The organism is Telluria sp. LT2P34, from assembly GCF_059685915.1.
Genome location: NZ_JCASIN010000008.1, coordinates 57,206 through 76,182 on the forward strand (window position 1 = coordinate 57,206; position 18,977 = coordinate 76,182).

At 57.9% G+C, this 18,977-nt stretch carries 18 protein-coding genes; 10 read left to right on the top strand and 8 right to left on the bottom strand.

Annotated elements, in window-relative coordinates:
- Positions 1 to 732: 732 nt before the first annotated feature.
- Together AC56KZ_RS18285 and AC56KZ_RS18290 are read right to left on the bottom strand one after the other, a co-directional pair.
- Positions 733 to 1,938, bottom strand: a complete 1,206-nt coding sequence (locus tag AC56KZ_RS18285; protein WP_497163613.1) for a hypothetical protein — start codon at positions 1,936 to 1,938, stop codon at positions 733 to 735.
- Between the two features lie 10 nt (positions 1,939 to 1,948).
- Positions 1,949 to 2,260, bottom strand: coding sequence for a hypothetical protein (locus AC56KZ_RS18290; protein WP_497163614.1), 312 nt, complete (start codon positions 2,258 to 2,260; stop codon positions 1,949 to 1,951).
- 565 nt (positions 2,261 to 2,825) lie between these two features.
- Here AC56KZ_RS18290 and AC56KZ_RS18295 point away from each other — a divergent pair.
- Positions 2,826 to 3,992, top strand: a complete 1,167-nt coding sequence (locus AC56KZ_RS18295) for a M12 family metallopeptidase (RefSeq protein ID WP_497163615.1) — start codon at positions 2,826 to 2,828, stop codon at positions 3,990 to 3,992.
- A 305-nt stretch (positions 3,993 to 4,297) separates the two neighbouring features.
- Here AC56KZ_RS18295 and AC56KZ_RS18300 read toward each other — a convergent pair whose 3' ends face one another.
- From AC56KZ_RS18300 to AC56KZ_RS18325, 6 genes are all read right to left on the bottom strand, one after another.
- Positions 4,298 to 4,675, bottom strand: coding sequence for a S8 family serine peptidase (locus AC56KZ_RS18300; RefSeq protein ID WP_497163616.1), 378 nt, complete (start codon positions 4,673 to 4,675; stop codon positions 4,298 to 4,300).
- A 64-nt stretch (positions 4,676 to 4,739) separates the two neighbouring features.
- Positions 4,740 to 7,727: an ATP-binding protein gene (locus AC56KZ_RS18305; RefSeq protein WP_497163617.1), complete on the bottom strand. Its 2,988-nt coding sequence runs from the start codon at positions 7,725 to 7,727 to the stop codon at positions 4,740 to 4,742.
- Positions 7,720 to 9,693, bottom strand: coding sequence for a trypsin-like peptidase domain-containing protein (locus AC56KZ_RS18310; protein WP_497163618.1), 1,974 nt, complete (start codon positions 9,691 to 9,693; stop codon positions 7,720 to 7,722). The genes AC56KZ_RS18305 and AC56KZ_RS18310 overlap by 8 nt, the downstream gene beginning before the upstream one ends.
- Positions 9,694 to 9,695: 2 nt before the next feature.
- Positions 9,696 to 10,862 (bottom strand): trypsin-like serine peptidase, encoded by a 1,167-nt coding sequence (locus AC56KZ_RS18315; RefSeq protein ID WP_497163619.1) that lies wholly within the window; start codon positions 10,860 to 10,862, stop codon positions 9,696 to 9,698.
- Positions 10,859 to 12,445 (bottom strand): S8 family serine peptidase, encoded by a 1,587-nt coding sequence (locus AC56KZ_RS18320; RefSeq protein WP_497163620.1) that lies wholly within the window; start codon positions 12,443 to 12,445, stop codon positions 10,859 to 10,861. The genes AC56KZ_RS18315 and AC56KZ_RS18320 overlap by 4 nt, the downstream gene beginning before the upstream one ends.
- 1,697 nt (positions 12,446 to 14,142) lie before the next feature.
- On the bottom strand, positions 14,143 to 14,487 hold the full coding sequence (locus tag AC56KZ_RS18325; protein ID WP_497163621.1) for an H-NS histone family protein: 345 nt from the start codon (positions 14,485 to 14,487) through the stop codon (positions 14,143 to 14,145).
- Positions 14,488 to 14,758: 271 nt separating this feature from the next.
- Here AC56KZ_RS18325 and AC56KZ_RS18330 point away from each other — a divergent pair, with 271 nt between their 5' ends.
- From AC56KZ_RS18330 to AC56KZ_RS18370, 9 genes are all read left to right on the top strand, one after another.
- Positions 14,759 to 15,490, top strand: a complete 732-nt coding sequence (locus tag AC56KZ_RS18330; RefSeq protein ID WP_497163622.1) for a tyrosine-type recombinase/integrase — start codon at positions 14,759 to 14,761, stop codon at positions 15,488 to 15,490.
- Positions 15,491 to 15,655: 165 nt separating this feature from the next.
- A complete protein-coding gene (locus AC56KZ_RS18335) occupies positions 15,656 to 15,952 on the top strand; it encodes a hypothetical protein (RefSeq protein WP_497163623.1) in 297 nt (98 codons plus the stop codon).
- Between the two features lie 32 nt (positions 15,953 to 15,984).
- Positions 15,985 to 16,155 carry a hypothetical protein gene (locus AC56KZ_RS18340; protein WP_497163624.1) on the top strand — a complete coding sequence of 57 codons (171 nt, stop codon included), beginning with the start codon at positions 15,985 to 15,987 and terminating at the stop codon, positions 16,153 to 16,155.
- Positions 16,156 to 16,276: 121 nt separating this feature from the next.
- Positions 16,277 to 16,492 carry a hypothetical protein gene (locus AC56KZ_RS18345; RefSeq protein WP_497163625.1) on the top strand — a complete coding sequence of 72 codons (216 nt, stop codon included), beginning with the start codon at positions 16,277 to 16,279 and terminating at the stop codon, positions 16,490 to 16,492.
- A 273-nt stretch (positions 16,493 to 16,765) separates the two neighbouring features.
- Positions 16,766 to 17,221, top strand: coding sequence for a hypothetical protein (locus tag AC56KZ_RS18350; protein WP_497163626.1), 456 nt, complete (start codon positions 16,766 to 16,768; stop codon positions 17,219 to 17,221).
- A gap of 22 nt (positions 17,222 to 17,243) precedes the next feature.
- The gene (locus AC56KZ_RS18355) at positions 17,244 to 17,495 is read left to right on the top strand and encodes a hypothetical protein (protein ID WP_497163627.1); all 252 of its coding nucleotides are present in this window, start codon (positions 17,244 to 17,246) and stop codon (positions 17,493 to 17,495) included.
- A gap of 15 nt (positions 17,496 to 17,510) precedes the next feature.
- Positions 17,511 to 18,098: a hypothetical protein gene (locus AC56KZ_RS18360; RefSeq protein WP_497163628.1), complete on the top strand. Its 588-nt coding sequence runs from the start codon at positions 17,511 to 17,513 to the stop codon at positions 18,096 to 18,098.
- Entirely contained in the window at positions 18,088 to 18,588 is a 501-nt protein-coding gene (locus AC56KZ_RS18365; RefSeq protein ID WP_497163629.1) for a hypothetical protein, read from the top strand. Before AC56KZ_RS18360 ends, AC56KZ_RS18365 begins: the two co-directional genes overlap by 11 nt.
- A gap of 132 nt (positions 18,589 to 18,720) precedes the next feature.
- Entirely contained in the window at positions 18,721 to 18,972 is a 252-nt protein-coding gene (locus AC56KZ_RS18370) for a hypothetical protein (protein WP_497163630.1), read from the top strand.
- Positions 18,973 to 18,977: the final 5 nt, after the last annotated feature.

Consider the following 18,977-nt stretch of genomic DNA (forward strand, 5'->3'; position numbering starts at 1 on the left):
GGCGCAGCGCCGAAGACAGTACGAGGGTACGGCAAGGGTGCTGCAACGTAGCCATGGCGGTTTTGTTAGGCGCTCTAAGAGACTGCGGTGAAGTCCGGTGATCTCATCAGGATCGAAGCTTAACCGCCGCAGGCTTCGTAGAAGCTCCATCGTTTAGAAGACCGCAATGATCGAGCGTACAGTGCCCATATTTAGCGGAGCGGTCAGCCAGTACGAATCGCAGTAGGCAGTTATCACGTTAATCGCGGCCATTCGGACGCGGTGGTTTTCGAAGGCGTATGGACGGATCCAGTCGATGGAACTGGTGGATGGACCTTCACAATAGACCGTGAGAGCGATGAAGTCCCGGCACTTCGGCGCGCTCTTCCGGCGGACGACGACGGGATCACCACCGATCCAAATCCTCTCGATGAGTTATTTGCATCCGATGCGGTTACGGACTGGTTTCCAATCGACCTCCAGCCCGTACGGCCAGGGCTGTACCAGGTTCGATTCAATGGCCAGGCCGAAAGGTTTAGCTATGCGAACTGGAACGGCGGCAAATGGAGCATCGACAAGCTTAAGTTAGGTTCAGGTTCCGGTACGCGCCTGCGGGTGAAGATAGACATCGGCAATATGGCGTCTTGGCGTGGGCCGCCCGAGGCAGGCGCACTCAGGCTTTCCGGCCGGTAGCGGCTAGCGTCCGGGTAAGGGGTTCCTCCGCCAGCGCCGCCAATGTGCAGTGCGCCAGCGTCAGGGAAAATCGAATTTGAAACGCAGCGCCAGAGACGTGCTGCTCCTCTTGGCCATGGACTCCATCGGGTTGGTGCCGTATTCGCGCGCTAGCCCGATAATAGGTGTGAAATTGCGCTTAGATTCCCGGGGATCGTACAGGTACCAGTCGGCGCTGAGCTGATAGTACGAATGGTAGCGTTTGTCCAGCGAGGACGACACATTGATGTCGACAAAACGCTGGGCAAACAGGTTGATTTGCACGAGCGGCGCGATGCGTGGCCAGTAGGCGAGCCGTAGCCCAGCGTAGACCGACGTTGCGTTGCCCACATCACTGCCAGCCCCTGTTCCCCGCAAGTCCTCGCGCAGCAGGCCGAAGCTGGGCAGCAGTCGGTACGAAACCTCCGGACTGAATGCGTACCCGCGCGCTAGCCGGTCGACAACCAGAAGGTTATCGACGACGAGCTGGCGCGACCGCGTATGCGCCTCAGAGTCTTTTAAAAGCTTAAAGTGAATGGCGGTGTCGAACGCCACGCCTCGCGCGGGGAAGCCCCAGGTCCCTCGCGCGCCGACGCCGGCCGCCTTGCTATTGACTCTCGTGGAGTCTGATAAGTCGTGGATGACTTCGGCGGCGAGGAAGGGCTGCCAACCCCAGCTGTTCGGTCTGCGCCAGCGTGCTGACACAGCGGCTTTGAATAGTCCCGTAGTTTCGCCTCCCGACCTGACGAAGCCGATGGTCGCGGGCTGCTCGAGATCCTGCATGCTGGGAAGCCCTTTCTCGCGCACCACGATCTGCCAGTTGCCGGGCTCGTCGCCGTCGTCCGCAACGACCGGCGCCTGGAGGGCGTCGAAGCACGCCGGCTGATCCCGCTCCGCCAAGGTAAAGCAATACGCTGGATCGGATTTGTCCATGTAGGCAGCATAGCTGTCGCGGTAGCAAGCAAGCTTGCGCCCTTGGTCGGTGATGGTAAGGCAGGCGCTTGCCGGCAGCACCTTCTGGGCTCGGGGGACTGGCGGCCGCGCGCGGTCGTAGCAGACCAATCGCCGGGTGTCATCCGCAATGGCCCGGCATTGCGCGGCTGAAGCCGGCATCTGCTCGGCTGACGTCGCATCGTGGCAGCCAAGGCGCGCGACCGCGTCGTGCATGCTTGGGCATGGGTAAGCAGGCGCTTGGGCATGGCCGGTCAGGGGCAGCACAAGAAACGCAAACAGGACAAGTATTTTCATGGCCCGCTCCTCACCCCTGCCCCGGGGAGTGGCCGCCTGGTTTTTTGACTTTCGCATGTAAAGCCATCAGCGAGATAAAAGCGCCGATTGTTTCACATTTTCCCATCTCGTCAGGGAAGACATTGTCCCAATCGCGCTTGTAGCGCCTTTCGAAAAAATCGTTGATGAGCTTGACCTTGGTACTCCGAATTGGCGCAGTAAGCTGGACCGTATCGAGTTTGGTGGCGTCGGAATATTTGTCACCGTAATTGATCCAGATGTCTGCCGGCGTAAGGTCGTCCAGGCATTGCAGCGCAAGACTTTTCAGAATATAAAAGCTCATCGGTATTCCCCCTGTCCAGATAGGTACGAAAACGCTGATACTCTTTTTTAATCTACGGATGCAATAAATTATTGTCAATACTTATCAGTGCTGCGCGCATAGTTGTCGTATCGACGCCAATTGGCCTCTTGATGGTCCGGTTAGTTGATCGGCTGAACGCATGCGCCCCCCAAGCGCATGCCTGTCAGTGCCTGTTTCAGACAACAGAGGCTTGGGCAGGTCATATCCGAACTAATATCAACTCGGTAAAGAACGCTGACCGGGCCTGCCGCCGGTGCAGTCTATGGAAAATGCAAACGCTACTGGCGCCGCACCAGTCGGCAAGTGGCTGGGTGTGCCTCGCTCTCTCGCTCCCTCTTCATAGGAACATTGGCCGAAGCGTCATGCGGCTTGTGTATTTTCCAAAACTTACTATTCTTCGGTTACCAGATGGCGATCTTTACCGTTCGCCATTCCTGATAAGCGCAGCGGACCGGCGAAGCACAGCGGAGGCGGGTCAATGTACTTGCCCGGGTGGAACTCGATCCGTCAATTGACTACTGCCGTACGTAAAGGAGGGGAGATCATGCAAGATGTTAAGTCAAAGACGCCTCAAGGAGAGCAGTCGACCGGGGAAGCGGACGAGAACCCAGGCGAAAGTAGCACGGGACGACGCCACTTTTGTTCCCAGCCGCCAGCACCGATGCGGGTTTTCGACAGCTCGGTGAGTATGCATCGCGAACGGCTAATACTGATTTATGGGAACAAATGGGTTAGCGGCACCGTATTGCACTACTATTTTTTCGATCGCAAGGAAGATGGGGAAAACGTGGTATTGAGAGATGGTCGAACCGAGTTTCGCAGCTGGGTCGGCACCCGGCAGGAACAGGACGTGGTACGCCGCGCATTCGACGTGTGGGCCGCCCAGCAGATCGGCATCCGGTTCGAGGAGGTCAATGACCGTACCGAGGCGGAAATTCGGATTGGATTCATGAGAGATGATGGAGCTTGGTCCTATCTCGGTAGGCAAATACTCGACTTTGGTCCGAACGAGCGAACCATGAACTACGGCTGGGATATTACCCGGCCTGGCGAGCTCGATACGGCAGTCCATGAAATAGGTCACACGCTTGGCTTCAACCACGAACACCAGAATCCTCTGTCGGGCATTGAATGGGACGAGGAGGCGGTCTATGCGGCGCTTGCCAAACCTCCCAATGAATGGGATCGCAAGCGCACCCATTGGAACATCATCCGAAAGCTCGATCCGAACGAGGTACAGGGGTCAACTTGGGATCCAGATTCGATCATGCACTATCCATTCGAGAAGGGCATGATCAAGAAGCCGGCGCACTATTTTCTTCAAGGCCTAACTCCACCAGGCGGATTGTCCGAGCGCGATAAAAGCTGGGTCCGTACGTTGTATCCGCCCGTGGCGGCGGTTCCCGCGACCCGGCTCGTTCCGGCAGAGTCGGTACCGTTAAATCTGCCTTCCGGCGAGCAGCGTGATTTTTCGGTAACGCCCGACGCAACCCGTTACTATCACTTCAAGACCTTCGGTACGTCCGACGCCGTGATGGTGTTGTTCGAGGTAAAAGGCGGACAGCCGCGCTACCGAACCGCGGACGACGATAGCGGCGAGGAGCGCAACGGGTCATTCCGCATCAAGCTTGTAAAGGGACACGAATATATCTTGCGTGTTCGAATGTACAACTCGGAGCGTCCAGCACAAACATCAGTGATGATGTGGTGAAACGGCACATTTAACAACCATCGCGATCATTCCTCGAGTAGGCCGGACCGGCTTCGCCGGCTGCCCGGCTTGCTCGGACCGACGCGAGGGTACCGCGCGGAACGCGTCCCGTCGTTCTAGCGAATTTTATCCGTGTTACGGCGGCAGGACTCCGATGCCGCAAGCAGACCGCGTCGATCAGGGCAATAGGCGCTGGCTCTGGAACCTCATTGCGTGCAACCGCTGAATATAGCCTGTCGCTCCCTAACATGAGCGCGACAAGCCACTCACAGCTGGCGTCGCTATGCTCGTACCAGACATCATGATCACGCCGTTCCCGGTTCCTGAACTTGAGCAAGGACCCCGTGGCCAGGCGCAGACAACTCTGGCTTATGGCGCCCGCCACGCCTTGGCCCCATGCTCGAAAAATACGACAAGGTGCGCTGCGATTTATGGGCGTCATAGGAACCAACACAAATCGTTTCCTGACCACAGGATATTGACCCGAGGGTATGGCTCTCGGTCGGGTCAGCGAAGGTGGATTGTCCGCCATCCGCACGTGGATGGCAGAATCTTTGGCAAACGTCAAGAAGCACGACGACTTCGTAATGAAATGAGGGCCGTCTTAGCCAAGGAGCGCCGCCTGACCAACGTCTGCAACCGGCTAGAAAAGGACATAAATGTGAAGAAAAGCGATGAATCACTACAGCCTAGCAATGCTTCGGCGTAGTGCTTGACCATTGGCTGAGCCGTACTTGATGCTGCCCTTCACTCAGGCTGCGGTACGTGTACGAAAGGTTGCAAGGTTACCTGCCAATTGTCCAATACCGCAAGGACGCGACTTACGCGATGACAATTTCGCGAGAGCGCTACCGCGCACGCGGCAACGTCGAACATTACCCCGCACCAGTCCGCATACTGTACCATTGCATGCAACCACGTATGTGGGTCTCGCCTTACCAGCAAACGAAAGCCGTGCGTCTTGAATTCCACCGGGCCGTCAGGCAACAGCGTGTCGACAATGTTGAGGAACTCCTCCAGCGCGTCGGTTTCGTTGGAGAATGCTTCGAGCAACGCCTGGCGCAAGGGACGATAGAGTTCGGGTAGGCGCAAATAGGCAAAGACGTGCGTGCCCTGCGCTACCACACCCATACCTAGGTGACGATAGAAACGCTGATACGCTGACCACCGCTTACCCTCAAGGTCAACGAGCTCGTCGATCGCCGCAGTGCTGCTGTTGCGAAGAACCACCGAGCTTACGGATGCGGGCTGGCCAAATCGTACAACGGCAGCACCCGTGAGTGGAACGCGGATGTCCGCATCGAAATCGCCCGAACGCAGGAGCAGAATGCGGTCGGATTTCGGGCTCGGTCGCATGCGTTCTAGGAACTTGCCCGACAGATAGCGCCGCCCGTGGAACGCCTCCGCGATAGCGAACGTGTCACCGACGGTAGGCGTGGCGCCGTAAGCACCACAACGGGGAACTAGCTGACCCAGCAGGTCACCCAGCGCGCCCGGCGCGTCGCCGGGACGAGAGAACAAAGCAAAGCGCACCAGTGCTGCCAAGTGCTGCAGGTGAGGGCTCCAGCGGTCAGCGTCCGAGAACTTGGCCAGCAATTCGTCGCAGGCGGCAGCCATGTCAAACTCCAGTTCGTCCCAGCGAGCGCTGTCGCAGGCCGCGTGCAGCGCGTAGGCTGGTGGCAGCGCGCCGCTCGCAGTCGGGCGGGTGACATACAGCTGGTGCGCCACAAGCGGATCCTCGCGACTGACTATCTCCTGGCCGCGTCCAGAGCGACCATCGCCCCCGTCCATCATGCGCCGCCATTCGGCTTCACTCAGCGAGTCTATAGCACTTTGAAGGTTGACCTGGTCGCCCGACCGCTCAGCGAAAACCACACGCAAACTGGGAGGCAGGTCGGCGGAAAATGGTGCAAGCTCGCGCGCGTGATGACGCACTTGCTCCGCGAAACCCGCCAGCGTTGCCGGCGGTGCCTCAGATTGAACCGCTTCGCTAATCCGATAATAGAGCGCCATCGCCTGATGCCAGCTGTCGGCAATCCGCTCGTGGTAGGCTAGCGCATTGGCGCGCAGGCGTTGATGGACACTGTGCTTTGTGCTATCGCCCGTGACCAAGACTTGTATCAGTTCGCGTTGATCGGCTCTGAGCCTCAGTTTGTCACCGGAACGCTCGATCAGCCAATGTACCCCCGCAAGCGCATCGAACCGGTCGGACGCGCCACTAGTGTCGACTGCGTCCGGCTCTACTTCCGGCATGAGCACGTTGGCTAGTACCCCAGCGTCCAGTTCAGTAAGCGCTAGGGAAGCATGCGCATACTCGCGCAGGATCGGGTCGGATATATGGGCCAGGACGCGCATATACAAATAGGCCGACAATAGGCCATCGGGAATTTGGCCTTCCCGTAATTTGTCGAGCAATGCCGAACCTTCGCTGGCGCTGCTGTTCACGGCGTCTGCCGCCAAGCGCAGGATCAATGGCGAGCGCACGGGAAGATGGGTCGCCAGCAGATGTGACAAATCCGCCGGGCATCCCGCCGTCGTCAGCAGTCGGAGGGAATCCCTGCGCGACAACTGCCCCAGGTGCATATCGACCAACTGTACTTGCTGCCTTGGGAAATCGCACTCTAGTTGGCTGCGCCCGGCGATTATGGCCAGTGCGGGGATCTCAGGCGCATGCAATATGTTGACGATCCAGTCCAACACCTTGCCGACCGCGTTACCACCGACCACTTCGACACGTTCGAAAGTATCGAGCATCACGACGAACCGGCGAACATGCAGCCTTGCCAGGTTGAAGACGTGCAGCATGTCCGAGCGCTGCGTGGAACTGGCACTCTCCATGTCCGAGTCCGCCCATCCCGAATCGAAGTTCGTAGTGCCGTCGTGCGTAATTCTGGAATCGTACATGAACCGCTTGCTTCCGCTGCGGGCTTGCAGCACGCGCGCGCTGGCCGCGGCGAAGTCGAGCATAGCACCCAGCACCGCTCGAGATTCGTGCCACAGGGCCGGAATCTCACGGCCGATTTGGCGCACAATCTCGCGGTCAAGGGAAGCGGGCACTATCGGATTGAGGTCAGGACGATCAAAATCCAGGCGCAAGACCAAGGTGCCGCTATCTGCCTCAATGCCCCGCCTGAATGCGGCCAGCAACGTCGACTTTCCGATGCCGCCTTTGCCCCAGATATTGACGACCCGTCGCTCGCCAAAGTCGTCGGGCAGTAGCTGGTGCAGGCGGCGCAGCTGAATCGCGCGACCGACGAAGCGCGGACCGATGAGCAGGTCGACGTCCTCATCAGCAGCCGTTCGTTCGATTTGCTGCGTCAGCTCGTCATGGTCGGGCCGCGAGGGATCGTGCAGGTGCGGGGGCAACCAGTGTAGAGCGGCGCGGCGGTCGGTCAGCTCGCAGGTGGGCGGTAAGGGGCGCAAATCCGTCAGCATGCCGATGGCCCATTTCAACGAGGCGGCCACCGTGTTGTCCGGAACCGCATTCAGTGCTGCGACCAGGTCGTCGCGCTTCCAGCCCGAGAACAGGCGTCGGCGCGCCTCGTCGGTGAGCCGCCACAGGCCATCGTGCGAACCGGTTCCAACAGTGCAATATACTCGCAATTGCCTGAACACCTCGGCCAGGCGCTCGGGCGGCGCGGCGACATCGGCGAGTTCGCGCGGGCTAAGCCAACCGTCCACGGCCATCCTGCGCAGCATGCCATACAGGATCCTAGTGTCAGCCAAGCTATTCATCGGCACTCTCTTTCGCGATCAATTCGTTACGCACCTGGATCACGATGCGGGCCGCATCGGCGACAGCATATCGGGTGTCGGTGCCTGGTCGCCCCGCATTCCACAGCTCGCCCGCTCGCGTCTTTGCCCAGCCGGCATGCGAGGCCATGTCCAGTTGTTCTGCCACCGCCTTGCAATGCCGTTCGACTGCCTCGAAGGTGATCGTCGGACAGACGATGCGGCCGATGTTGAGCACATTCAGTTCATTGCGGAGTATCTCCGATGGCCCACACAGGAGCAGACGGAGGGTACTACGCCCAGTGCATAGCAGCGCCAGTTCGCGCCAGAACTCGTAGGCATCCTCCCAATACGCACCTGCGGGATTGAGGTCGACCGCGATCAGGAGATACTTGCCGGTCCCCTGGGCGGCCAACTCCTCAAAATAGCCGAGTACGCTCTCCGCGTTGCGCCGCAACCTGCCTTCGGCTGGCCGGGTGATGTCGCTGAATGAACCCGTGGGATGCAGCCTTAACAGCATGTCCATCAAGCTCGAGCCACTCGAAATGTCGGAATTCACCAAATACGTACTGCCGCTGCTGTAGCGCGCCTGAGCGTACTGCAGGGCGAACGACTTACCCTGTCCTGACACGCCCTCGACGCAGAGTACCCTCGACGAATCGCGCGCGGCGGAGGGCAGATCTAACCAGTCCTGCAGCTGAGGGAAGTAGAAGATTGGATAATAGTCGTCGGCAGGATCGGCCAATCCTTCTCCACGCTCGCCGACCCCCGCGCTTGCGAGCGCCTGCCGCCAGCGCTTTCGCGCTGGCGGGGCACCGGCTCGCAGCCCATACTCGGCCCACTGGCGGCGCAAGCCAGCGCTGTTGATGTAGGCAGGCGCCGGCGCCGCGCCATGCTTCGCTCTCTCGATCGCGGCTGAGATCGAGCGCAGCAACGTGGCCCGATTATGCAGGAGCGCGCCCTTCGCACTCTCGATTCGCCCTTCGTGCAGCGCGATGATGCGTGCCGAGGCATCCATCAGCGGCGAACCCGACATCCCGTTATCCGATCCGCACCGATGCAGGATGCGCGCTGCCTGTTTGTCGATTCCGACCACTGAACCGAACGAGAACTTAGCGTCGCGTCCTCCAGGGTAGCCCATGATGTAATAGCGGCGACTTAGTTCGCCAGCCGAGAGCGGAGCCTCGGGAACCCGTCCCACGCTCGCAAGGTTGAGCGGTGGAATGTTGGCGGGGATCGCCCTGTCCAGCTTCACAAGCATGTAGTCGAGCGACGTAGCGGCATCGGGTGGGATTGCGCCGTTAACACTCTGCTTAATGCATGACTTGGCGTACGCGACCTTCCAGCGATTGGAGAGCTTGGCCGTCTCGGCAAGGGAACCGTTCGGACTATAGAACTGGAACTCGAGCAAGCTACTCAGTTCTTCGTCCTTCGTTCCGTCATCCAGGTATCCAATATCCTCGAAGACATGTGCCGCTGATAGGACGAGGTCGTTTTCCACCAGGATACCGGTACCTACCGCCTTCTTCCCATTGAGTACTACGCAGATTGCGCGATTGACCTCGCAAAGCCCGAACAGTACTGTGGCGTCGGTCAGATCGTTTTCCGTATCGAACACACCCTCCGCCATCGCGATGGCACCGCGATTGCCAAATGCGTGCACGCGTCCGCGAGCGTCATTGCCTTTCGCGAAAGCCATACGCTCGGCAAGTTTCACAAGCAGTCCCTGGGTGCGTGCAAACTTGATCGCTTCCACACACGCTTGGTTCGGTCCTCCGTAGGCCGCCTCGAGCGCATCGAAAGATTGCGGCTGTGCGACTTCGGCAAGGTTGAGCTCGTCGAACTGTTCCTTCAGCATGGCCACGTTGCGCGGAGCGTATTCACGTAGGCGCGCTTCCTGCTCGTCCGCTGTCAGCTCTGCGAACGGCACCGCGCTATCGCCAAACTTGACGACCTTCTTCATGTTCATGTTCAGGTCGCCGGCATAACGCCGAATGCGCGCAGCAACTCTTCGGTGTACGGCGACGAAAAACCGTGGGCACGGTTGCTCTCGGCACCGACGCCGGAGAAGTGCAGGCCGAACACCTTCTTCTTGTCCTTCCAGGCGCAGATGGCTGACCCGGAACTGCCACCTAGGGTTGTCGCATCATGGCCGAACGTGTAGCCGGCCCCATGTCGGTCGATCTGCTCAAACGACTTGGTGACGATGCCAGGGGCTAACCGCTTGACGCCGTAGTGCTCATTGAAAATGGCGCGATCGATGTAGGCCCAATCGATGCCGTCGACGATCCCAGTGCGCCGCGCCGGCGGCCCCGGAAAACCGATCGTGCAGAACGAGTTGAGCGTCCCCTCCATTTCGAATTGCGCGTCCGCCTGCAGCATGATCGGATCCGGCATATTGTCGGGCAAGTCTGGCCCCAGTTCCAAAACGGCGATATCCATGCTCGGTTGCTCCGCAGAGTTCGGCCACGGGGGCAGGATCACGCGTTGTACGGCGGCCAGCTTGCTTGCGGCACTGTCCTGCAGTCCTTCGAATTCCACCTCGATTGTGCCGGCGTGAACCTGGTAACTGGTAAGAATGGTATGCAGCGCCGCTTCACGCGTAGCGACGGCGCGCCGCAATGCCTGCATCGCAACATGGCGATTGGTTACCATGCGCGCAGGGTCCGTCCCGACGAGGAACGCCGTCCCGAAGAACCTAGTACGTGAGCCGGCTCGGGGCTGGACCCGTGCCGTCGCCGGTGCGAGTAGCTCGATCGCGTGCCTGGCGCCGACCAGTCGATCACGCCAGGCGGCTGCCATCGGGTGATTCAGATCGACACCGCCGCCGGTAACCAGCAGACTCGGCCGCGTGCCATCGGCCCGCACCACGCTTTCCAAGCCGAGCCGTTGGTTGCGGCTCAGGACTGCTTCAGGATCCTGGCGCAGTTGCTTAAACGCGTGCTCCACCTGTTGCGCAACCATGTCCTCAGCCGTCGCATTGGCTGCGGCCCGCGCATCGGAAGCAGCAGCCCGCCGAAGCGCCTTGTCGAAACGTTCAAGAACATCGGCCGCTACCGGCTCCACGAACCCGGCGCCGTGCGCCGCCTCAGCGTTGCCTGCTTGGCGCGCTCCCAGGAGGCGGTATAGCGGATTCATGGGTGGACCGCCGCCAGCCGTTCCAGCGCCGTGGACGGCACGGCATCGCGCAGCTGCTCGGACGCCTCCACAGACGCGCCTTCCTCGCTGGCTTCGCCATCAACACAGCACAGACGCGCCTCGAGGGCCATGTCGGCCAGTTCCATGCCATACAGGTCGAGCTCGTCGTCATCGAGAGGCGCGCTGGCTGTGGCTTCGTCCAGCAGGCTCCGGATACTCTCTGCGGCAGCCAAGTCGGTTTCGTTGCCTTCCTCGCCTGCGCCAAGGAAGAGCGGCGCCTTGAGAAGCGCCTCGGCGTCAACGATGCCGGTGCCCATGCTCGCTTCGTCCCATGCTGCAGGCTTCCGGGCGGTCGCCCTCAGCAGCCGCTTGAACAGCGTCTGCACCGAAATGTCTTGGGCTGCCGCGGCTGCCATCACCGCCCCCCTTCCGTGATGGGCCAGCCAGAGCGCGGCCACGCCGGCAGTCAGCGCGACGGCATAGCTCGTGCCCTGGCCCTGCTCGGTGTGATAGGTGCTGACACCGCCGTTCTTGATCGTCAGCGCCTTGATCACGTTCTCGCCGGGCGCAGCAACGGCCACGGCGCCCCCCTTACACGAACCACGCCAGGGCTCGTCGTCTATGTTGACACCAGCGATCGCGATGCAAGCATCGTAGCGGGCTGGCCATACGACCGTCTTGACGCAATTGCCGGCTGCGGCCAGTACGATCAAGTTCTTCTTGACGGCGCGCCGCAGCGCCAGCCACAGGAACATCGAGGGTAGGCCTCCCAAGCTCATTGTGATGACGTGGGCACCACTGTCGACCGCGTGGTTGATGGCCTGAGCAACGCTCAGCTGCGAGATCCGGACCACGTTGCGGATCGCCCTGATTGGCATGTGTATGGCGCCCGGTGCCGCGCCGGTGACCCGTTCTGCCGTCCGGCTCAGAAGCACGCTGCAGGTGGCGGTTCCGTGCGAAGTATTGCCGAGGTAGTCCAGCGGGTCGCTGGCGGTATCGCCACCGTCGAGGACGTCGACCGCGCCCTGCTGCGGCACATCGCGTAGTTCCGGGTGGTCGGTCACACCCGTGTCGGGCTGGGCGACGACGATTCCTTCGCCGAACGCCGGACGCCCCTGCTGTCGCGACCATTCCCATGCCTCGGGCACGCGTAACGTGTCGAGCGCCCAGCGCGGCTTGTCATCAATCCTGGGATCGTGCGGCGCGGTGCAACTGTCGCGGACTGATTCGTCCGTGCCATCGCCAGGCACTGCATCGTTCTCGGGAAAGAAGTCGGTATATAACTCGGGTTCCGCCGACTTCAGCTGCCAGTGCTGCACCATCACGTATGCAGCTTCGTATGGCGCGGGGCCTTTGATCATAATACGCGCCGGCAGAGTCACGATGATGACGGCCCGCTCGGTCTCGTTGTCGACAACGGCTTCCGCGCTGAACGTCTCCAACGCGGCTTCGACCTGGCCGGCAAGTGCTACCGGTTCCTGATCGGTACGCGGATATAGCATGAAGCGGGCCGGCAGCTCGTCGACATCGGGTACTTCGGCGGTCGCGCGGTCGAGTGCGCCCAATACGTTTGACAGAGTCATGGTCGTCTCCCGAATGGAAATTGTTGGTTAGCCCTACGCAACACCTTATTCGTAGGTTTATCGAATGTCAACGTCGGCATTTCACGTACGACATCAGCGGCAGGACACGCGCTGCGTACCTGGCTTGGACTCGGCGGCGCACCGGACCAAACGTATCGTCCAGGCGTGCAGGAGCAGCAGGTTCGCTTAGGTTACCCGATGGCGAGTACCGCGTTTACATTGATCCTGCCATAAGCATGTTCCACAATACGCCAAGCCATCGAGATATGGAGAAACGGCGCATGGCGCCGGCTGCAATTTGCCAACGAGGTGCCCACGACCGGTTGCAGAATCGGCACGTGCAACAATCTGCTATCCTCGACGTGGATGTCGCTGCACGTCCACAATCAAGAATACGACGAAGCCAACTGCATGCAGATCATCACGCTCCATTCCATTGACAGCGAACAGGCTTCGGTCCTTATCGTGACGCGCAATAGTGCGCTGGTGAAGCAGTCTCTGTCCTACGGCGTCCGGTCACGGTGGACTTACTACCCCCAGACGCCCCTGTTTCCGCGCCAAATGGGAGGACCAACCCCTGGCTCATGGCGGCGACGATTTCCCGCGTTTTAGGAATGGTGGGAGGCGCTTTACGACGAGTAAGACGCCGCTCCTGTTTTCGCGTGGACGACAGCGCCAGTCCGATTCAACGCGCCGCATACAGTTAGCGCCCGCGATCTGTCGGCTTTCAAGGTCAGATCGGCCACCAGATCTCGAGGCCGGCCGCGATCCAGACAACGACCTTCGCACCTGGACTCCCGGCCTTCCCGCTCTTATAGTACAAAGTCGCCGTCAACCCTCGCGCGCAACGTATCGGCTCCTTGACGTTCTTCGGTATCGCACCTGTTAGGTGCTGCTGGATAATCTAGGCGCATGTGCTTTTTTAAAGCGCATGCGCCTGGTTTGGTCGTTAGCGGACATCGCCACCATTGTTCTCCGGCCTCAAATACTTTAGCGGGAAACGTAGGGTCATCGATAACGCGCGGGACCCACTGTTCATTGATTACCACAAAGAAGGAGTCGGTTAAACGCTTTTTTGAATTTGGCTCGGCAACACCGCTTATCTGCGGCATTGTAGGGTATTCTCGGCTTACCTCTCGCCGGCGATTGCTTCCTGTTGCCATCCAGTTCATCAAAGGATTTTGGTGCGCGTAGCGTTTTTCCAAAATCATTGCATTATAAAAAGCACGAATCCCTGAAAGAAAATGAGATATCGTCGTTGAGCTTCCGTGTGAAGACTCGACTAGGCGAACGCCGGTGATTCTTTATCTTGCATAAGAACCGCAGCGACAAATAATTAACTACTTGGTTTCGAACATATTCAATGTCGGCGTCCCAACTTTCATCTGCTGCAATCCCGCGGTCCAAAGCCCAGACGAAGTACTCGACCACGGCATTGAGGTACGAGCGGAGCGTAGGAGGCGCGTATTGCACTGCCAGATACCGCCTGAACAATGTCAACGGCAAGTGGATCGCACCCGTTTCGTCGAGAACAATTTGAGGCACCTGTCCATCGTCAGTGTCGACGACGTACAACCCTCGCTTGGTAAGCTTCATAACCACTACTAGTTCATATAAATTCTGCATTGTAACCTACGTTACGCCCCTAACAGTGCAGTCGCGTTAACTCTTCTGTGGCAGCAGAGAACAACCGATAGTTAGATTCTAAAATCGTCTAACGACTTCCCGCCAGCCAATCCCTCAGCAATCCACTTTGGCTGTCGGCCGCGACCGGTCCAGGTCTGCGCATTGTCAGCTGGGTTCTGATACTGCGCTTGCACCTTTTTGCCACTGCCTTTCGATTTTGCGCCACCGTTCGCAAGTAGCTCCTCTACCGAGACACCCAAACCCTGAGCAATAGCAAAAATTTGTTCGCGCGCTTTAGCGACTTCCTGTTGTTGGCGGGCTTTGATTTGTTTCTCAATGTCTGCCTGTAGTCCTTTAAGTTCGCTGAGGTTATAGTCCGACAGATTTACCTTGGCCATATATTCATCCTTTTTCATTAGGTTGCTAGTGAGTTAATGCCACAATCGATTCTACTATGTGCAAGCCGATCAAACGTGTTCGCGACAATTTCGGGCGAGGGAAAAGCGCTACGGTTGTGCGCTGGCGAAATTGGGCTTTCCATAATAGAAGAAGTCGAACGGTTGTTTATGGCCGTTGTTCTATCACTTTTCCGAGGACCGCAGCATTCAAGCCGTGCTACGCTGGAAAAAGAGTCTACCCACGACTCCCTCTGAATCCGTTTTCGATCAATCCTGTTCAGAGGTTCACATGGCCCAAGCCACCTCGCTCCAGCCGGGGCAAATCCGTCACCTTCTCCGCGTCACTGCGTCCACCAGCAGGCATCCAGAGCGAGACATCCTTGTTCTGCTGCTGGGCCTAACTGCCGGCATGCGCGTAACCGAGATCGCACAGATCGAAGTGCAAGACGTGCTGTTCCCGTCGGGTGCGCTCCACCAAGAAATTAGTCTGCGCGCCGCGATCACCAAAGGATGCCGGCAACGCTGCATCTACCTAAGCCACGCAAAGGCCATCGAAGCCATCGATCAGTTCCTAGGCGACCGGGTTGTGCGGCTCTTCCGAACGACCAGCGATCCGAGCCGCTACCAAGGCCTTGAGCCAGCGAGCAAGCTGATCCTGACACACAAGGGTTATAAGTTTCATCTCAACACGAAGCGCAGGGTGAACTGGGCCGGCGAGCCAATCGATTACCTGGCGTGCGACAGCTTGCAATCACACGTCACAAAGCTGTACAAGGATGCCGGCATAAGAGGCGGATCCTCGCACAGCGGTAGACGCACGATGGCTTCCAGGCTGATGCAGCAAGGAGCGGATGTGGAAACCGTCCAGCTGCTACTGGGACACGCCGAACTGGACCACGTTCGCCCGTACCTCCATGTGTCGCAAAACCGCTGGAAGAGATGTTCACGAACGTCCTTTGACGGCAGAGTGTGCATCACACGCCAGTATCGCAACCAGCAGCCATACGGTTGCGATCGCTAAGTGAAATCTCGTCAACTTTTCATGGACCAGACACTTACACAGTTATAAAATTGCACAAACGAAATCAACTCAGTACCGCCAAACACCCGCCCCTGCCGGAAGCCGCTCTGGGAAAAATCTATAGGCGTCTACCTTAGCCAACCAATTGAACTAGACCAGAAAAATATGAAACGAATCATTGCTGCAGTTGCTATCGCATTCAGTTGTGCTCCTCCTCTGGTGACGGCGCAACATATCCCTCTAACTTGCGGTGATTATGCGCTTTTAACCGAAACCGCAGTCCAGCACAGGGACACAAACATCACTAAGGAGAAGTCGAAATACTATCTGTACGATGATTCTCTGTCTCGTAAAGAGAACAGCAAAGTCCGCGCAATGATTGACCGAGTATACGCATCCCCCTCAAAAAACAAGTCTTATTTTGTCGCGGAGGCATACAAAGAATGCAAGAAGTTTAAGTAAAGCTTTGAACCAAAAAAAGGGCGGAAAAGAACATGACCAGAACCATAGTCGACACGGCGTCCGATTTGGACGTTATGGAGGAAGCAAACAAACGGGCGAACGAAGTCATCTATGCAAAGCAATATTTCCTTGACATGTACGAGGATACATTAGCTCGGGTTGAAGGCGATCTTGGGGATGGCTTTCCATCATGCGCGGGCTGAACCTGGATCCAGAAGAGCTGATCTGCCTCGGTCGACTGCAAATCGAATCCCCTAGCCAAGCGAAGAGCTTACCGCAGACCTCCCCGCCTGACGACATTTGCTAATTTCCGCAGAAAAATCCATGAAAAAGCAACTTGTGTACGTGCCGCCTGCAGAGGGCTCGAAAGAAGTATTCACGGAAGACGCAGTCGCGGCGTGCAGCACAGCAAACGGTCACTTTTTCGTGCCGTCGCAAGGTGTCGGCCACACGTTCATCTTTGGATCGACGCGCACCGGAATGCGCATTGGCCCGGTCTTGCCGCAGATGCTTGACCTGGCCGGCAAGCCGAAGCCCTAACGGAGCAGAAAACCGCGCTTCGCGCCCGCACCTGACCGGCCCTCACTGGCCAACGATAGCGGGCTAGCGGCCAGAGAAAAAGGGAAACACATGATATCTGAAGTTTGGCAAACGACCCTGACCTCAATGGGGGGAAGCGCTGTTGTTGCATGTGCTCTCGTAGCTTGGCTCGGAAGCGTTTGGAAGAACCGGATTGCAGGGGATGAGGCTGAGATTCGCGAAAAACGACTTGCGTAGGTCGTCGCCGACGTTGAGCGTAGGAGTACCGGACAGATGGCTCGACTTAGCGCTGGCCTTGAGCATGTGACACTAGTTAATCGAATCAGATTCGAACATGAGTACGAAGTCTATAAACAAGCTTGGGCGCGCTTGATTCCGCTTCGCCATGCAGTGCTCAGCATACGCCCAATCCTTGATCACGTTAACCCGAGCGAAACGAACGAGGATCGACTGAGGCGACGGCTCGCTGCAGTTACTGAACCATACAATGCTTTTTTGGAGATAGTCGAAGCGAACAAACCGTTCTTTGATTTAGCAGTTGATCTTGCCTTTAAGGAAATTCGCACTGCGTCCCACACCGAGTATGTCGCCGCGGAGTACGCTGACACGGAGGACGACCTGCGGAAACGGTGGGATAGGAAAATGAGCAATGATAAAGCCATCGTACACGCTATCGAAGCGGCTTGTACCGCGATCCAGAGTCGCATTGCCGCAGTACGCGTGGTTTGACGAATAGATCAAGGAAATCTGTATGACCAGAGATGAATGTTTGATGGCAGTAAGCAATGCATTTGATGGTGCGCTCGCAGAAGCCAGAGTCGGCTTTTGGAATGTGCGCGTGTCGACGACGCAAGCCCGCGAGGTGATCATTACGTCGCGTTTTTTGGAGGAGAAAGTTCTGGGCGGACGTATGACGCCTGCGGAGCTGACCGGCCACATTAAAGCGATACCGGATACCAGGTGGGCGACGCAACCCGATGGCCTGATGATACTGCCCCTCTAATTGGCGGAAAACGATATGAGCGCGCCTTCCGCCAACCCTGCAGCTCTACCCCACTACTGGCACGGCAATCTTGACGTCGGTTTTGTGTTTTCGGTACCTGGCACGTACGAGGCGGAAAACAACAAGCCGTTGTATGACGCTTCGGGTAGAAATTTAGACCATGCACTGGAACGACACCTCAGCGTGACCCTGCCAACAATTTTTAGGTCAGCAGATCGCTACGATTACCGCATCACGAATGCTTTCGATGTTCCGATTTCCTTAGCCCTTGGTCATGGCAGAACAGAAGCAACAGCCTGTCAAATTTTAGACAAGTCGAATGTAGACCGCGTTACACGGGAACTAGAGGGGGTGCACTTCGTAGTGTTGTGCGGGAATAAAGCAAAACTTCTGAAGCGAGTACTGAACGGACGGCCACTTGTTCTGACAAGCCATACGAGCATGGCAGGCTTGAACAGCCGTTGGAGTGGAAAAAAGCTGGGAGTTGAATGGCAGAACCGCCTTGGCCCCGATTTGACAGCTGAGCGCTTACGACGTTGGGCTCTCGACGTGCAGCAGCAGGTAGAAATTCTTCAAGCAAGCGGAAAATGCTATGCGCTTTGATGAAGCCTGCAAGGCTGTAAACGATCTGTCTGGGACATTGCCGCACCTGTTCGAAGGCGTAACGTTGTCGTTTCACTTTGGCGACGATAGGTGTTCTATTGGAGACTGGTCAGAACAAGCTCGGATCGGTATGTTGATCTCGGGGGACGGGATTGGTTGCCTCAGCGGCGTCTACCTCTTCAGTTCAAGCAGCGGTAACGTGGTGTACATTGGCAAGGCCGCGAAGAATAACTTGCACAACCGTGTTTGGCATCATATGCAGACTCCGAACACACTACCGTTAAGACGCCGTAGCTTTCCCAACAATCGCTTCGGATCGAAGACACTCTGCCCACTGCTGCGTGCAGAGATCGAGGACGGACGCATTAGCCTGGGAGTCATCACGGTTTCGCAACCACATCTTGTGCCGCTAATCGAGGTGTATCTACAGACATTGCATGTACAACTCCACAATGGTTGTCTGCCCGAGTTGAACCTCCAGATCGGGTAGGTAGGGTGCTCGATAAGACGGAACGGAAAGTACCCAGCAGTACTCACGCCGCGCTCGACGCGGCTGTGGCTTTGAAGCGTAGCGCCAAACGTGGTGCCATAAAACACTAACCGTGACTTTGAAATGAGCAAAATGAGCAATATCGAAGAACTGACGAAACGCAAAGAGCAACTCCTGCTCGAGCAAGAAGTGGCCCGCCTTGAGCGCAAACAGAATATGGGCAAGGCCGGCGGCTGGTCATGGAAATGGCTTGCCCCACTTACGTTAATCGCTGCATTCTTCGTTTTGGGCGGACTGGGCGAAGGTGAAGCTGCTCCAGTTGTCCTCGGGCTCGTGGCTCTAGTACCAGTGGCAATGAAGGTCTACTTCAAGCGCGGCGACTGATTAGA

Coding starts and splice junctions, on each gene's coding strand:
- AC56KZ_RS18315 (WP_497163619.1), bottom strand. CDS start 10,862: ATGAATCCGCTATACCGCCTCCTGGGAGCGCGCCAAGCAGGCAACGCT.
- AC56KZ_RS18295 (WP_497163615.1), top strand. CDS start 2,826: ATGCAAGATGTTAAGTCAAAGACGCCTCAAGGAGAGCAGTCGACCGGG.
- AC56KZ_RS18340 (WP_497163624.1), top strand. CDS start 15,985: ATGACCAGAACCATAGTCGACACGGCGTCCGATTTGGACGTTATGGAG.
- AC56KZ_RS18325 (WP_497163621.1), bottom strand. CDS start 14,487: ATGAAAAAGGATGAATATATGGCCAAGGTAAATCTGTCGGACTATAAC.
- AC56KZ_RS18330 (WP_497163622.1), top strand. CDS start 14,759: ATGGCCCAAGCCACCTCGCTCCAGCCGGGGCAAATCCGTCACCTTCTC.
- AC56KZ_RS18305 (WP_497163617.1), bottom strand. CDS start 7,727: ATGAATAGCTTGGCTGACACTAGGATCCTGTATGGCATGCTGCGCAGG.
- AC56KZ_RS18320 (WP_497163620.1), bottom strand. CDS start 12,445: ATGACTCTGTCAAACGTATTGGGCGCACTCGACCGCGCGACCGCCGAA.
- AC56KZ_RS18350 (WP_497163626.1), top strand. CDS start 16,766: ATGGCTCGACTTAGCGCTGGCCTTGAGCATGTGACACTAGTTAATCGA.
- AC56KZ_RS18370 (WP_497163630.1), top strand. CDS start 18,721: ATGAGCAATATCGAAGAACTGACGAAACGCAAAGAGCAACTCCTGCTC.
- AC56KZ_RS18290 (WP_497163614.1), bottom strand. CDS start 2,260: ATGAGCTTTTATATTCTGAAAAGTCTTGCGCTGCAATGCCTGGACGAC.
- AC56KZ_RS18335 (WP_497163623.1), top strand. CDS start 15,656: ATGAAACGAATCATTGCTGCAGTTGCTATCGCATTCAGTTGTGCTCCT.
- AC56KZ_RS18285 (WP_497163613.1), bottom strand. CDS start 1,938: ATGAAAATACTTGTCCTGTTTGCGTTTCTTGTGCTGCCCCTGACCGGC.
- AC56KZ_RS18355 (WP_497163627.1), top strand. CDS start 17,244: ATGACCAGAGATGAATGTTTGATGGCAGTAAGCAATGCATTTGATGGT.
- AC56KZ_RS18345 (WP_497163625.1), top strand. CDS start 16,277: ATGAAAAAGCAACTTGTGTACGTGCCGCCTGCAGAGGGCTCGAAAGAA.
- AC56KZ_RS18360 (WP_497163628.1), top strand. CDS start 17,511: ATGAGCGCGCCTTCCGCCAACCCTGCAGCTCTACCCCACTACTGGCAC.
- AC56KZ_RS18365 (WP_497163629.1), top strand. CDS start 18,088: ATGCGCTTTGATGAAGCCTGCAAGGCTGTAAACGATCTGTCTGGGACA.
- AC56KZ_RS18310 (WP_497163618.1), bottom strand. CDS start 9,693: ATGAACATGAAGAAGGTCGTCAAGTTTGGCGATAGCGCGGTGCCGTTC.